General features: G+C 47.4%; 13 protein-coding genes. 5 read left to right on the forward strand and 8 right to left on the reverse strand.

Going from position 1 to position 16,104, the window contains the following annotated elements:
- The 5 genes from AC1DUA_RS05450 to AC1DUA_RS05470 form a co-directional block, all read right to left on the reverse strand.
- The coding region (locus tag AC1DUA_RS05450) for a lamin tail domain-containing protein (RefSeq protein ID WP_477498752.1) at nt 1–2,590 on the reverse strand (2,590 nt) is incomplete at its 3' end.
- Nucleotides 2,591–3,349: 759 nt separating this feature from the next.
- On the reverse strand, nt 3,350–4,207 hold the full coding sequence (locus AC1DUA_RS05455; RefSeq protein WP_477498753.1) for an ABC transporter ATP-binding protein: 858 nt from the start codon (nt 4,205–4,207) through the stop codon (nt 3,350–3,352).
- Nucleotides 4,208–4,236: 29 nt separating this feature from the next.
- Nucleotides 4,237–5,214: a FecCD family ABC transporter permease gene (locus AC1DUA_RS05460; RefSeq protein ID WP_477498764.1), complete on the reverse strand. Its 978-nt coding sequence runs from the start codon at nt 5,212–5,214 to the stop codon at nt 4,237–4,239.
- Between the two features lie 53 nt (nt 5,215–5,267).
- On the reverse strand, nt 5,268–6,311 hold the full coding sequence (locus tag AC1DUA_RS05465; RefSeq protein WP_477498754.1) for a FecCD family ABC transporter permease: 1,044 nt from the start codon (nt 6,309–6,311) through the stop codon (nt 5,268–5,270).
- A gap of 315 nt (nt 6,312–6,626) precedes the next feature.
- Nucleotides 6,627–6,893 carry a hypothetical protein gene (locus AC1DUA_RS05470; RefSeq protein WP_477498755.1) on the reverse strand — a complete coding sequence of 89 codons (267 nt, stop codon included), beginning with the start codon at nt 6,891–6,893 and terminating at the stop codon, nt 6,627–6,629.
- Between the two features lie 249 nt (nt 6,894–7,142).
- Here AC1DUA_RS05470 and yhbH point away from each other — a divergent pair, with 249 nt between their 5' ends.
- The 5 genes from yhbH (at nt 7,143) to AC1DUA_RS05495 (ending at nt 13,081) form a co-directional block, all read left to right on the forward strand.
- Complete coding sequence (yhbH, locus tag AC1DUA_RS05475) at nt 7,143–8,300, forward strand: sporulation protein YhbH (RefSeq protein WP_477498756.1); 1,158 nt, start codon at nt 7,143–7,145, stop codon at nt 8,298–8,300.
- The gene (locus tag AC1DUA_RS05480) at nt 8,297–9,733 is read left to right on the forward strand and encodes a SpoVR family protein (protein WP_477498757.1); all 1,437 of its coding nucleotides are present in this window, start codon (nt 8,297–8,299) and stop codon (nt 9,731–9,733) included. Before yhbH ends, AC1DUA_RS05480 begins: the two co-directional genes overlap by 4 nt.
- A gap of 295 nt (nt 9,734–10,028) precedes the next feature.
- A complete protein-coding gene (locus AC1DUA_RS05485; RefSeq protein ID WP_477498758.1) occupies nt 10,029–11,564 on the forward strand; it encodes an FAD-dependent monooxygenase in 1,536 nt (511 codons plus the stop codon).
- Between the two features lie 517 nt (nt 11,565–12,081).
- A complete protein-coding gene (locus tag AC1DUA_RS05490; RefSeq protein ID WP_477498759.1) occupies nt 12,082–12,876 on the forward strand; it encodes a hypothetical protein in 795 nt (264 codons plus the stop codon).
- Between the two features lie 28 nt (nt 12,877–12,904).
- Complete coding sequence (locus tag AC1DUA_RS05495; RefSeq protein ID WP_477498760.1) at nt 12,905–13,081, forward strand: hypothetical protein; 177 nt, start codon at nt 12,905–12,907, stop codon at nt 13,079–13,081.
- A 353-nt stretch (nt 13,082–13,434) separates the two neighbouring features.
- On the opposite strand, the gene AC1DUA_RS05500 is transcribed toward AC1DUA_RS05495, so the two are convergent.
- From AC1DUA_RS05500 to nadE, 3 genes are all read right to left on the reverse strand, one after another.
- Complete coding sequence (locus tag AC1DUA_RS05500; protein WP_477498761.1) at nt 13,435–14,265, reverse strand: aldo/keto reductase; 831 nt, start codon at nt 14,263–14,265, stop codon at nt 13,435–13,437.
- A gap of 85 nt (nt 14,266–14,350) precedes the next feature.
- A complete protein-coding gene (locus tag AC1DUA_RS05505) occupies nt 14,351–15,808 on the reverse strand; it encodes a nicotinate phosphoribosyltransferase (RefSeq protein WP_477498762.1) in 1,458 nt (485 codons plus the stop codon).
- A 6-nt stretch (nt 15,809–15,814) separates the two neighbouring features.
- Nucleotides 15,815–16,104: NAD(+) synthase (gene nadE / locus AC1DUA_RS05510; protein ID WP_477498763.1), on the reverse strand; the 290-nt coding region annotated here is incomplete at its 5' end.

The following is a 16,104-nucleotide window of genomic DNA, read 5'->3' on the forward strand; positions in this document are numbered from 1 at the left end:
GTGCTACAATACCGGTAAATGTATAAGTTGCATTTTGTTCAATAGAACCGATTAAATTTGTACTCTCTAGGATGCGAACCGTTGCCGCCATCGTATCATTACTGTCGGCAACCGTAATATCGCGTGAAGCCCCGGAAGTAGGAATATTTTTCACTTTCGCTTTGAAAGTTACGACCGTACCTTCCAGTGGCTCCATCGTTGCCGCATTATTCATGTCAGCAATATTGATGGATTTAACTGCTGGAATGGTATCTGTTCCTGTTTTGACGACAGAGAACGGAACGATTTGTGTAACACCAGCTGTAAAGACAACACGACCGTTAATCTTCACTTTATCTCCGGTTTGAAGTGAACCTGAAACTTTTCCATCAATAACATTCATACCGCCTTTGGCGTCCTGAATATAGAAATTGGTTCCTTCAGGTCCAAGGGCATTATTACCGATCGTGATGACACCTTCAATGGTCGCCGTATACCCCAGATTAATCGGTAGCCCATTTGTGTCGTTTATGCGTAATTGATCAATGGTTGTGATTCCAGTACTGTCATAGCCAGTTTTGTCAATACGCGAATAGGCGCTTTCTTTCGTATCTTTATGCGTGATATAAACCGATTGATTACCACCCACGTTATTGAAAGTTAACGTAAAGGATCCGTCACTAGCTGCAGCTGCTGTTGCTGTCGAATCCGTTACAGCCGAAACAATGCCGTTATTCTCCAGATACGCTTTGACCGTCGAAGATGGTGGAACAGAACCTAGACCGCCTGTTACCGTTGCCGTATTCCCATTTTGTGTAAACGTAACTTTGGAAGCATCCGGCAATACCATATACTTGCTATTTCTTGGTTCAGGCTTTGAAGCCCCATCCGGAAAATCCATAACAAAATCTTTAGAATTATTCTTCGTTACCCAACCATTGCCTAGACCTAACGCTTCTCTAGGATTGCTGCCAACATTCGTCTTGCGAAGTATGGTGCCCCCACCTGTATTGTCAGGGAATGGAGAACCCCAATTGGCCGTCGAAATTTTGGTCTGGCCAGCTGTATTGTTATACGCGACAAGATCTACCAGATCAGGATCAGAGTCACCTGTCAAGGCTCCTGTTTTTTTCACTAAAGCAAGAATGCCTAATGTGGCTCCTGCAGGACTTAGTGTAGTGGACTGATCAGGGGTTACGGGTAAGTCTGTCCCTGTAGCTCCTTTACTTCCCGAAATAAGGAAATAGCCGTGGGCTTTAATCGTCCCATTCAGTGCCGTTCCAGCGCTGAAGCTTGGTGTCGTTCCGGCTGCATAGGCAATCGACCATTTACCGGTAAAGTTAATATCATGGTCCGTCGTGTTATATAATTCGATAAACTTCGTATTGTAAAATGCACCGCCATTGCCGCCATTGGTGTAAATTTGGCTGAAAACAATGTCTCCCTGGTTGATATCCTGAGAAGGTACATAAGTGACTGCCACTGAATCGCTAAGTGTTTGTCCATTGGCTTGTGCCGCTACATATAGCGTTGTTTGAGATTGTGGGTTACTGATGTTAATCGAAAATGATCCATCGGTGCCTGAAATAGCTGCCCCGGCTACCGTTGTTAAACCAGCATCCATATAAACAGCGACTTGCACACTTTTACCAACGGCTCCAGCAGAACCAGAGACGGTCGTTAAATTGGGAACCGATATTTTCGATACGCTCGGCGTTGTCGTCTTTCCAGATGGAAGTACAACCGTAACGAAGCTTGTTGCTACAAAACCGCCGTCCCGCGTAGTCGCGGTAATCGTCGTCGTGCCCGCCGATACCGGAGTGACGGCACCGTTGTTAACGGTTGCTACACCGGGATTGCTCGTAGTCCAATCGATCGTTTTATTGGTAGCATTGGCTGGAAGCACCGTTGCCCCTAAATTGTACACCGCATCTCCAACTGTTAGAGAAGGAGCTGTTTTATTAAGCGTAATTCCTGTTACCGAAATCGGATCGGTGGAGCCTCCGATTGGGGTTCCTGTGATGCTGACATCAGATATTCGGCTATTGCCATTGGTTGCAGCAACAGTGCCTCCATTAATTGATGCACTTGTTGTATTGACCCATCTGATGTAGACAATAGATTGGTCATCTGCATCGCTAGGCAAACTTACAACTTTTGTAGCGCTTGTTGTTTTAAGTTGATATACTTCTGAAAATGGTACAAACGTATTACCATCTGTACTATATTGAAGTTGAAAGTCTATTGGACCTGTATTCGTGCCATATTGATTCGAAGAAAGCGTTAGTGTGTTGTACCCTTTTGTACTGAATTGCGCCTGCCAATAGCCACCAGCAGGAGTCCAACCATCTTTATAGGGTTTATCTGTTGATGCGTTAGCTGTTCTGCCACCGCTGAGTGTCAGCTTAGCGATACCATTATTATCGGCACTGCCGGCTGTTGCAGTATCCACATTCGTAGCCGAAAAGGTCCATCCAGCAACAACCTCGGGCACACCTGCATAGGCCTTGGAAAGCAGCCCATTTGGCAATATCATCGTGACAAACATAAGAAATGCCATTGCAAGGCTTATCCACTTTTGTTTGGCTATTCCCGTTCTTAAATCAAACATTCATTTAACCTCCTTGAATATACACAAGCTATATATTAAAGGCACATACCCAAATGAATATTTATTGTATTTTCATACATAATATTATAAATTTGAATATAGCCATTGATTTTTTCCATGCCAAAAAGCATGGAAAAGTAAATGCCGCCAAAACCGCCTATCAATTGCGCCTCGCCAAAAGCCTATTGATGACGGTTTTTTATGTACCCTCCAAGATAGAATCTTTTTGAAATTTGAATTTTATCTCAAAAAAAGATGATAACGCTTTCTCACTATTTCCAAAAATGTTCTCAAAGCAGCTCTTCACAAGAACTTTTGTAAAAATCACTTTGTACATTTGTTCAAAAATATAAAGCGTTATTTTATTAAAGTAGTTTTTTGAGACCATCTAATAGCATTTTAACTATCATTTATTTCTTGTGTGTCATCGTAGTGTAAAGGGATTATTAAGAGTTGGGTGTTTATATGCAAAAAGTTCCATATCATTCATTTTCTTTGTGCAGCCGCGCATTATACCATAAAAATTTTCACATTAAAATATAAAAATCTTTTTTTACATTTATTTCATTTTAATGAAATATTACAATTAGATAAATATGGAAAGAACATTTTCTCAAATATAATACCCTTTCTCATCATTGCGAACGAATGATAGAACCCTATTTATTTTTATCATTTCATATGGCTTGTTGAACGCATGTTTTTTTAGTAAAAAAGACCCTTCCCCGCGCTAAGCGAAGAAAGGTCTTTTTCTATTTTTTAACGAGATTCGCCAGCCGCTACCGTGGCTCTAACCAGCTCCAGCTCCTGCGCCGGATTCTCTGTTTTCTCTGTGCCTACTAGATCATAAGGGATACAAAGCGGCACGCCCGTGCGCGGGTCCTTCACGATATCCGCCTCAATGCCAAAAACTTCGCGTAGCACCGGCTGCGTCACAACCTCTTCCGGCGTCCCTTCGCTTACGACCTTGCCTTGCACAATCGCGACCATATGATGCGCATAATGCGTCGCATGGTTCAGGTCATGAACGACCATAATAATGGTCCTTCCTTCTTCCTTATTCAGCTTCCTCAGCAGCTTCAATACCTCGAGCTGATGCGCCATATCTAGGAACGTCGTTGGCTCATCCAAGAAAAGAATGTCGGTCTGCTGCGCCAATGCCATCGCAATCCATGCCCGTTGGCGCTGGCCGCCGGACAGCTGATCCACAGGTCGATCCGCAAAAGGCATCATACCGGTAACCTCAATCGCCCAGCTGATCGTCTCCTTATCTTCCTTCGTCATAGAGCCGAAGCCTTTCTGATGTGGGAATCTTCCGTAGGAAACCAGCTCGCTCACCGTCAAGCCTTCAGGCGCAGTCGGATTCTGTGGCAGAATCGCCAGCTCCCGTGCGACTTCCTTCGTCGTCCGTTGGTGGATAGACTTCCCGTCGAGGTATACCTGGCCACCTTTTATTTTCATAATGCGCGCAAGTGATTTCAAAATGGTGGATTTGCCTGAGCCATTCGCGCCAACAAGTGCTGTAATTTTGGCATCAGGGATGGATAAATTTAAGTTGCTGACAATCAAACGATCATCGTAAGCGATGTCTACTTGCTGGGTATACAAACGAGTCATAGGGATGTCTCCTCTCAAAATAAGCTTTCTTAAGCTTTGGATTTAGCAAGTAAAAATAAAAAGTACGGAGCGCCAATTACAGCTACGACAATGCCCGTTGGAATCTCACTTGGCTGCAGAATCCAGCGCGCAAGCGTATCTGCCACAATCAGCAGGAGCCCCCCCGTTAACATGGAAGCCGGAAGCAAATATTGGTGTTTCGGACCAACCAATTGTTTGGCAAGATGAGGACCAATTAAGCCAACAAATCCGATACCACCGCCAACAGCAACACAAGCGCCTGCAAGAGCAACAGCTGAAACAAGAAGACCAAGTCGTTCCCGTTCGACAGATGCCCCAAGCCCACTCGCTAACTGATCTCCCAAATGCAATACGTTCAAAGTCTGTGCTTTATATAGGACATATGGGATCAAAATAATCAGCCATGGCAGCAGAGCCATAACAAACTTCCAGTTGGTTCCCCAGATGCTGCCAGCCAACCATATGGCAACAAACTGATAGTTTTGAGGTTCCATTTTGATCGTAAGCACAAGCATCACTGCGCTGATTCCAGCCGCTACCGCAATACCTACCAGAACGAGCCTCGTTGGCGATATGCCGACACCTTTTTTATAGGCTAGAACATAAATCAGTGCTGCTGCAGCCCCAGCACCAAGCATGGCGAGAAGTGGCATCATATAAACAGGAGCCGCCTGTTTGACAGGGAAGAACGAAATAAACAGTACAACTGCAAGCCCCGCGCCCGCGTTGATACCAAGAATACCTGGATCTGCCAGTGCATTGCGCGAAAGCCCCTGCAGAATAGCTCCTGATAAAGCGAGTCCTGCACCAACCAGCACCGAAATAATAATGCGAGGCAGCCGGAAATCGAATAGAATCAGTTCTTGTTTAGCTGTCCCTTGTCCGAACAACGTCCGAAGCACGTCCATCGGAGACAAGCGAATGAATCCTGTATTCATACTGATGATTAAAACAAGCGCTATCGCCACTATCAAAATAGCTAACATGGTATAGGCTTGGGTTGATCGCTTGCGCGTTGAAATTTCTACCAGAGAGGCCATTATAGTTCTCTCCTTTCCTTACGAGCCAAATAGAGGAAAAACGGCACGCCGATGAGCGCAATCAAAGCCCCAATCGGTGTCTCAAATGGCGGGTTAACCATCCTTGCGCCAATATCGGCGGTAACCATAAGCAGCGCGCCAAGAATGCCTGAGCTGGTAATAATCCAGCGATAATCGACGCCKACTAATGCCCTTGCCACATGTGGAATGACCAGCCCTACGAAGCCGACAGCCCCAACTGCCGATACCGATGTGCCTGCCAGCACAAGGGACAGCAGCATGCCGGCTATTTTCACCCAACCTGTGCGCTGCCCTAGTCCTGCGGCAATTTCGTCACCGAGACTCAGCACCGTAATCGATCTGGATAATACAAGCGCACCGATGATGCCTGCGACAATCCATGGCCAGACAATTTTGATTTGCAGCCATTTCGTTCCGGCTACGCCTCCGGCATACCAGAACGCCAAATCCTGCGAAATGTGAAAATAAATCGCAATCCCTTGGCTAAGCGCTACAAGCAAAGCGCTTACCGCTGCACCAGCCAAGGCAAGCCGAACAGGTGATAATCCGCCTTTGGACATAGAGCTTACGCCATATACAAGCCCAGTACCGACAGCGGCTCCAACGAAGGAGAATAAAATTAAATAATGAAAGGGCAGCCCTGGGAAAAATGCAAAACAAAGCGCAAGCACAAAGCCTGCTCCAGCATTGATCCCGAGCAAACCCGGATCAGCAAGTGGATTCCGTGTCATTCCTTGCATGATTGCTCCAGAAACAGCAAATCCAACGCCGACCAGCGCTCCGGCCAAAGCCCGCGGCAGTCTCAGCTCCTGAATGATTTGATGCTGGGTCAATTTCGGATTGAAATGAAATACAGCTTCCCATACCGTAGACAGCTTAATATCAGCCGCACCTACCGAGACGGAAGCAGCAAGCCCGAGCAGTAAAGCAGCCAGTCCACCAAAAATAATAAATGAAGCTACAAGCGGTCGGCTTCGCAGCTTGGGACGTGGAGCATCGGTTGATGCTGCAGATAAACTCATGAACAAATTCCCCTTCCGATATGTACCCCAATTAAGATGAAATAAACTTCATCTTACTCATGAAAAACATTATAACACAGATGATAATGATTATCATTATTGATTTGATATTTTAGAAATAACCAAAAAGACTGCTTAATCTCCAATGCACAGTCGCGGGAGATTAAGCAGTCTTTTATTTATTTCAATGGGGGACTTTATTTTTCACCATCTGAGAAATGAAATCAAATGTTTCCTCAGGAGTAAAACGTTCATTGCGAAACTGGATTAACTTTCTCCTGACTTTAGGAGGCCATATGATTGAGCGTGTGCTCATTATGCAAAATCCTTTGAGGACAAAGATTTCAAAAGTTCAGTAGTTGACATTCCCTTGCCTTGTGTATATTCTTCACGGCTTTCATCAATCATACGCTTCAGTTCAAGATTAGTTTTGACTTCAGAACTAATGGAAAGATGATCTTCCTCTTGAAGAACAACAGTAAATTTCCCTTTTCCGGGTATAAGAAATTGACGGACTGAATCCTCACTATTCATGTTGATGATGGATTCCATGAGCTCTTCGGAGCTATTTACTTTTTCCATTATTAGCACCACCCATTTATCTAACTTGTAACTCAATCATAACATAAATCAACGGGACACGTTACGTTTAAGTTGAACCATAACAGATCATTTGCTTCGACCTTTTCACATTCATCACATATCCCCCGTGCTCTTGAATATATTTAGTAACAAGCTTTTTTTCACATCTAAATCATTGCTTTGTGCATGCCATACGATAAGGGTAAGCTGCTACTTGCCTAGGAAGATCACCCCCAAGGAGGTGTCAACATGACAGAACCCCTATTTACCGTTTCCCGTGAGGATTGGTCATTGCACCGTAAAGGGTACCAAGATCAAACCCGACACCAAGAGAAGGTCAAAGATGCCATTAAACAGAACCTCCCTGATTTGGTTACAGATGAGAGCATTGTAATGTCCAACGGGAAGCAGGTTGTGAAGGTACCTATTAAGAGTCTGGATGAGTACCGCTTTCGGTATAACTTTAACAAAGGGAAACATGTCGGACAGGGAGACGGCGACTCGCAAGTGGGTGATGTGCTTGGAACCGACCCTCAGCCCGCTCAAGGACCAGGGAAAGGCGAGGGTGCGGGCGATCAAGCTGGCGAAGACTATTATGAGGCCGAAGTCAGCATGGAGGAGCTGCAAGCGATGCTATTCTCTGAGCTGGAGCTCCCGAATCTACAGAAAAAAGAGAAACGCAACATGACGACCACAGAAGTGATTTTTAATGACATACGAAAAAAAGGCATCATGTCCAATATCGATAAGAAACGGACGATCCTCGAAAATATGCGTCGCAATTCACGCTCAACTTCACCTGGCATTCATCACATCAGCCCTGATGATTTACGTTTCAAAACCTGGGAGGAAATCGAGAAACCGCACTCGAATGCCCTCATCATTGCCATGATGGATACGTCAGGTTCCATGGGGTCCTTTGAGAAATATATCGCACGCAGCTTCTTCTTCTGGATGACGCGGTTTCTGCGCACGAAATACGAGAACGTAGAAATTGTGTTCATTGCTCACCATACCGAAGCTAAAGAGGTCACTGAAGAAGAATTTTTCACAAAAGGAGAAAGTGGCGGTACAATCTGCTCCTCCGCGTACCAAACCGCCATCGATATAATCGATAAACGGTACCCGCCTTCTCAATTTAATATTTATCCGTTCCACTTCTCCGATGGAGATAACTTAACGTCGGATAACGAACGCTGTGTGAAGCTCATCACCCAATTGATGGAGCGCTGCAACATGTTTGGTTATGGCGAGGTGAACCAATATAACCGCAGCTCCACGCTGATGTCCGCTTTTCGCCACATTCACGATCCTAAATTTCTGCATTATGTCATTCGCGAAAAGGGCGAAGTTTACAAAGCGTTGAAAACCTTTTTTACCAAGCAGGAGGGAGTGGCTGTTCCGTGAGTAAATCCGAAATTCAGCAGCTTGAATACGCCATTGACGAGATAACGGAGATTGCTAAAGGGTTTGGGCTCGACTTCTATCCGATGAGGTACGAAATTTGTCCCGCCGAAATTATTTATACATTTGGGGCTTATGGGATGCCAACCCGTTATAGCCATTGGAGCTTCGGGAAAAATTTTCACCGCATGAAGACGCAGTACGACCTGGGGTTAAGCAAAATTTATGAGTTGGTCATCAACTCCGACCCCTGCTATGCTTTTCTGCTGGATGGCAACTCGCTGATTCAAAATAAGCTCATCGTCGCTCACGTGCTGGCGCACTGTGATTTTTTCAAAAACAACGCCCGCTTCTCCAAAACGAACCGCAACATGGTCGAAAGCATGTCCGCTACGGCCGAGCGTATTCGCCAATATGAAATCGAGCATGGCATTGACGAAGTCGAGCAATTCATTGACGCTGTGCTCGCGATTCAGGAACATATTGATCCTGTGCTCACCCTTTCTTACAGGCAGACACGCAATCGCCAAGAGACCAACAAAGCCTCGGCCCCTGCTGTAAAGTCGGAAGCGACTTACGGTTATGAAGATTTATGGAGTTTGGATACAAAAAATAAACCCGCACCTTCGGCCGATAATAAAGAGGAAGCCAAGCGTTTCCCGCCAAAACCGGAAAAAGATATCCTGCTCTTTATCGAAGAAAATGCGCCCTATATGGAGGATTGGCAACGGGACATTCTGACCATGCTGCGCGACGAAATGCTGTATTTCTGGCCTCAGCTGGAGACCAAAATCATGAACGAAGGCTGGGCTTCGTACTGGCATCAACGCATTTTGCGCGAGTTGGATTTGACCGAAGAGGAGACGATTGAGTATTCCAAACTTAATTCGTCTGTCGTTGTTCCCTCCCGTCATACGCTGAACCCGTATTATTTGGGGGTCAAAATTTTCGAAGACATCGAAAAGCACTGGGATAATCCGACCGAAGAGGAAATCCGGATACAAGGCCGTAAGAAAGGCGAAGGCCGGAGCAAAATGTTCGAGGTGCGCGAGTACGAGTCCGATACCTCCTTTATCCGGAACTATTTGAACAAACCGTTAGTCGAGGAACTGGATTTATACGTATTTGAGAAAAAGGGTCCTGAGTGGAAAATCACCGATAAAACATGGGAGAATACGCGGGATCAGCTATTCGCGTCGCGTGTCAACGGGGGGTTCCCGTATATTGTCGTGGAGGATGGCGACTATCAGCGTAATGGCGAGCTCTATTTGAAGCATTGTTACGAAGGCGTTGAGCTCGATCTCAAATACGTTGAGCGGACGCTTCCTTATATTTACAAGCTCTGGGGTAAGTCGATTCATATGCATACGGTTGTGGAAGAGAAACCGGTTTTGTTCTCTTTTGACGGTAAGAAGCATCATCGCAGATTTCTGTAGAGCGACTAGCATTAGCAAACAAACCTCCAAAGCTGCTTAGCTTGGAGGTTTGTTTGCTGTGCACCTGCCCCTTGGCCAGCTAACCAATATCGGTAAACGAACTCTCAAAATTAAAGGAGAGGTGCGTGTGAATAAAGTTTCCAAGAAACAATATTGACAGAATTAGAAAACCAACGTAATATTGTTTCCAGGAAACATAATGTTTCCCGGAAACAATATTACACCAATTACTTCTTAGTTTTAAAACATAAAAAGTTGTATACCTTAAATTTCTTTACGGAAAGGAAACGTAATAATGACAAGCAATATATCTGGTCGATTAAAAAATCAACAGGATATCGACGTACTTATTGCAGGGGCAGGCCCTACCGGCTCCACGCTGGCTGCCGACCTGCTCCGACGCAGCCTTCGTGTTCGTCTAGTTGACAAGGCACCACATTCTTTTGAAGGCTCCCGTGCCAAAGGCGTTCAACCACGAACTCAAGAGGTCTTTGAAGACCTCGGTATACGGAGTGAGGCACTTAACTCCTATCCCCTCTCAGGCCTCCATTTCGGACCGATTACCATGCCGTGGCGGATGCAAAAGATGAACAAACAAACACCTGACGTGCCATATCCAAACATTCTGTTACTAGCTCAAAATCGCACTGACGCCATCTTACACCGGCTAATAAATCGCCAAGGGCTAAGCATTGAGTTCGATACCGCGGTAGAAAACTTCTCCCAGGATGCTGACGGAGTGACGGTTACACTCTCAACCGGAGAGCAGGTTCGTTGCAAATATCTGATCGGGGCAGATGGCGGTTCGAGTAATGTCCGCAAAGCTTCAGGTATTCGGTTTATCGGAGAGACCGATGACTCCGACCGGATGCTCATCATTGATGGCACAATTGACGGACTATCTCGTAATCGGTGGCATATGTGGCCTCGAACTAACGGCAAGTCGGTCGCTGCTTGCCCGCTGCCCCACTCCGACCAATTCCAGGTGATGATCAAGCTGACACCGGACGAGACACTAGACCTCGACGACACCATATTGGCTGCCAGTTTTCATAAGCTCACCGGTTTCAAGCTCTATAGCATCACTTGGAAATCGGTTTTTCGCCCTAACATCCGACTCGCTGATCACTATCGTGCAGGAAAAGTATTCCTAGCTGGTGACGCTGCGCACGTTCATACACCTGCTGGCGCACAAGGCCTCAACACTGGCGTCCAGGACGTTTACAACCTCGGTTGGAAACTCGGCCAGGTTATCGCCGGTGCTCCCGACAGCCTCCTTGACAGCTACGAGGCCGAACGACGGCCGATTGCCGCCCAAGTGCTAGACAAATCCAGCAAACTATATGCTGGGCTCAAGAAGGTTCGTCTCTCCGGCCTCAAACGTGGAAACGAGGAGCGACAGCTCGGAATCACGTACTATAAGGGTCCTCTTGCACCAGAGGTCTCGCCTGCAACCAAGACGCTACATGTGGGTGACCGAGCACCGGACGCACCTTGTATGGGTTCTAACGGAGCACGCCGAGTCTTTGACATATACAGGGGTACCCACTTTACTCTGCTGGCCTTCGGAACCACAGCCGCCAAAGCTTTTCCCGAGTTGACCTTACCGACCGCAGGTGCCGAAATTCGCTGCTTAATTGTAGGCAATGAGAATAAAACCGATGACAATTACCTGAATGATGCCACAGGCATTTTGACCAAAATCTACGGTATTACCAACGATACAATGATCTTGATTCGCCCTGACGGTTACATCGGAAGCATCATCACGGCTAACTGGCAGACAGGTTTCGAGAGTGCGATCAAAATGTTTGCCCCGACACAACTCTAGCAGCTTCATTACTCAAATTATACCTCTCACCCACTCTCCCCATGACAAAAAAAGTGTTTTTCCGACAACGCTAATCGACGGACATCCTATTCTAAGAATGTTACGATTATAACTCAGTTAATTGATAATAATTTTCATGTCAGGAGATGAGTTGAAAGTGAGAATGAATATTTTATTTAACAAGAGACCAATTTCTGTGAACTTTATTGGCACGGACCACAAACTAATTCCCTCCCTGATCAACGCTCTTCGTTATAACAAATTTACTACGACGAACCTTGGTCATACTTTAGAGCACGTAGATTTATTTAGCTCCGAAGCCATTTTATATGCAAAGGATGGAAATAAAGCGAGAATTCCAATTTTTTAATAGGACTTATGCATACAAGTAAAGCCCATTCGCTCGAGTGATTCAATCACTTTACGGATGGGCTTTTTTCGTGCGACTAAGCATAAATTCTTCCAGAGTTTCATAGACTTATAGAAATGAAATTATTAAAGAGATAGGAGTTGCCTTATGAATACGATCCGTCTCGCCAAAAATAGAGCAGCCTCCCTACTTATCTATATCCTGATCATGATAACTAGTTTCATATGGACTATCATCTGGGGGGCTCATGGGCATGTCAAACCGCCGAACCACCTCCCTATTTCCGAGTATCGCATCGACCAGGCAAGCAATGGCGTTACCCTTCACACGATTCGAACTCCACCGCAAAATATAGGGCTCAAGGCCATCACAGCAAATATAACGGACCTCAGCGAAAATGGGATCAACGGCGGTTTCTTCTGGCAGGGTTATCTGCTAAGCATCGCCGTAATTAATGACCTCCCGGTCAAAGGACAACCTGGCGATTACGGCTCCGGCTGGTATAATATCGACCGCAAACGCGGAACGTTGGTCTGGGATGAAAAGGCGCAAACTTTCACGATACAAGTGGTCGAAAACGCCAGTGAACTGAAAGTCATGGATCGCAACCAGTACTGGGCGCAGGGCGGCGTAAGCATGGGGCTGACGAATCCGGACGGATGGGCGACCCAAGCGGTCTCGGAAGAGATGCCTGTCATTGACGAGAAGCGCATGCGCTCTGGCATCGTATATGACAGGAACAATAACGTGTACCTGGTCGTGGCCCCAACGCCATGCACGGGTGAACAATTCCGTTCAGCCATTTTGGAGCAGGTGGGGAGCGGACAGCTCGTGGACGGCCTTTTCCTGGACGGCGATGGCTCTTCGCAGCTCAAAGTCGCAGATTATCTGCTGCCCGGGGATCATCGTGAGGTGTATCAGATGATTACGCTGCTGAAGTGAGTGGAGGCGGAGGGGCGAGTCGTCGACCTTGGATACGGATAAGGACACGGACACAGATAAGGACAAAGACGAAGACAAGGACAGGGACAAGGACAAGGACAAGGACAAGGACAAGGACAAGGACAAGGACAAGGACAAGGACAAGGACAAGGACAAGGACAAGGACAAGGACAAGGACAAGGACAAGGACAAGGACAAGGACTAGCTGCTAAAGCGGATCTACAGTGTCTTATTTCTGGCCAATATCACAGATTTGCCACTATATCGGCCAAATAGAGGATCATAGTTCCCACTCAACCGCAAAAGTGCTGTTTCGCAGGCAAATAACGTCCTGTAGTTCCCTTCAAGCCCGTGCCCATGCCGTTCATGCCGCTAGTTGCCCATCGTTATCGTTACCGCTACCTTTGCTATTGCTATTGCTGTTGCTGTTGCTGTTGCTATTGCCGCTACCGCTACCATTGCCCATCGCTACCGTTGCCATCTCCCATCGTTGCCGTTACCACTGCCAAGACAAAAAAAGGAACTCCCGCCAACAAACCGCGGAAGTCCCCCGTTATTCTAGAACGTCACGTTGTCCGGATCAGCCCCGATTCGTTTGTTTTGGTTCAACGAATCCACGAGTGCCATATCCTCCACGCTCAGCTCAAAATCAAAAATATTCGCATTCTCGCGAATCCGATGCTCTGTCACCGATTTCGGAATCGTGACAACACCGTTCTGGATGTCCCAGCGCAGCACGATTTGTGCCGCCGATTTCCCATGCTTGGCCGCGAGCTGCGACAGCACCGGATGATCGAGGTTCCCCTGCATCAGCGGACTCCAAGCTTCCAGCTGAATCTTGTTCTCGCGAGTGAAAGCGAGCAGTTCTTTTTGCGCCAGCTGCGGATGATACTCAACCTGGTTCACAGCCGGCACAACACCCGTATCCTCAATCACATGCTGTAGATGATGAATTTGAAAATTGCTAACACCAATAGCGCGCACATGGCCTTCCTTGTACAAATGAACAAGGGCTTTCCAAGTTTCTCGATACGTCGCCGGTTTAGCCCAGTGAACTAAATACAGGTCGATCGTCTCGAGGCCAAGCCGTTTGCGGCTTGCTTCAAAGGCCCGTAGGGTGGACTCATAGCCCTGGTCCGAGTTCCACACTTTGGTGGTGACGAAAATCTCGTCGCGCGGCACACCGCTTTCACGCAGTCCCTGACCGACACCTTCTTCATTCTGATAGATTGCTGCCGTATCAATACTGCGGTACCCCAGTTGAAGGGCCGTTTTCACAGCGCTAATGACTTCTTGGCCTTCTTTGCTTTTCCAAACACCTAGTCCCAACCATGGCATATGCACGCCATTATTGAGTTGAACCCCTTGAGTAAATGCTTGTGTCGACATTGGATAATACCTCCATCAGAAAATAGGGTATGACGGCTCTTGAAAGAGTACGCACAATCACTATCATACCACTCGGGGTATCCAATCACATAATTGTATGCGCATGAATCAAATTCATCTTCAGCTCCCACAGCTCTGTGCTTAAATTTACACGATACCCTTCTGGGTTGAGCTTGCGCAAATATTGCGGCCAAAATGTGCGGATTTGCTCCTTGTGATACGCCCGGATCTCATCCAACGTGGGCAGCTCATATACAAGCTCGCCTCCTGCAAAAATCGCCTTAAGCAGCGGAACCGCTTCGTAGTCCTCAATATACTTGTAGATATAGGTATGTGTAGGGTCGAACAGCTTCACTCGCTCGCCCCGCTGAATATCGACCTCGTGCTCCATGGCCAGGTAATCGGCTTCCGCTTTACCGGTTTTTTTGTTGACAATCCGGTAGGCTTCCTTGAAGCCTGGATTGGATACCTTCTCGGGGTTGCCCGAAATCTTGATGACCGGCGCGAACTCGCCGTTCTTCTCCAGGGCAACAAGCTTGTAAACCCCGCCGAGCGCAGGCTGATCGGCGGCCGTTATGAGCTGGGTGCCTACGCCCCAGACATCGATTTTGGCCCCTTGGGCTTTCAGCCCCTCGATGATATTCTCATCGAGATCGTTCGAGGCGACGATCGCCACCTCGGGAAAGCCCGCCTCATCCAGCATCTGCCTCGCCTGCTGGGATAAATACGCCAAATCGCCGCTGTCGAGGCGAATGGCGTTCATACGCTTGCCTTGCTGCTGCAGCATGCGCGCGATCTTAATGGCGTTCGGCACGCCGCTGCGCAGCGTGTCGTACGTATCAACCAGCAGCGTCACTTGCTCCGGCAGCGCCTCAGCATACACACGGAAGGCTTCCTCTTCCGTGTCGAATGCCTGCACCCATGCGTGCGCGTGGGTGCCCTTGGTCGGGATGCCGAACAGCATCCCGGCCCGCAAGTTCGACGTCGCGTGGAAACCCGCGATGTAAGCAGCTCTTGCGCCCCAGATCGCGGCGTCAGCCTCTTGGGCGCGTCTGGTCCCGAACTCGAGCAGCACCTCGTTCGGGACGACCTGTTTGATCCGCGAAGCTTTCGTCGCGATGAGCGTCTGGTAGTTCACGAAGTTGAGAATCGCCGTCTCTACAAACTGCGCCTCAAAGATGCTGGCCACTACACGCACGAGTGGCACGTTCGGAAATACAAGCGTACCTTCCGGTACGGATTGCAGATCACCGCTGAACTTGAATGCCCGCAGCGCTTCAAGAAAATCTTCACGGTAATGCTCTTCCTGCTCCCGCAAGTAAGCAATTTCCTCATCGCCGAAATGCAGATGCTGGATATAATGAACGAGCCGCTCCAGTCCAGCGAAAACAGCGTACCCGCCGTCGAATGGCAGTTTGCGGAAATACACCTCGAAAACGGCTTTCTCTTGATGAGTGCCTTTCAGCCAATGCGCGTACATCATATTGATTTGATATTTATCCGTGTGAAGCGTCAAATTTTCGTAGTTCTTTTCGTATTTCATAGAGACTCATCCTTTCCACCAAGTGTCGTAGCAGGTTACCGGTCCTCTGCGTTTATGCTCAGTAATCGTGTAACGTTCCTCAATTTTCTGAGCGATATCAGCAGGGAGGGGGCGACCTTCCAAATAATCATCCAATTGCACGTAGCTAACACCAAGTGCTTCTTCATCCGGAAGACCCGGTTTCAAATCTTCCAAGTCAGCCGTAGGCTTTTTCAAATACAAATGCTCCGGACATCCCAGCCGCTTCAGAAGTTCCTTGCCTTGCCGCTTATCGAGCCCATAAATAGGGGCCACAT

It is taken from the genome of Paenibacillus sp. 01T422, assembly GCF_056398785.1.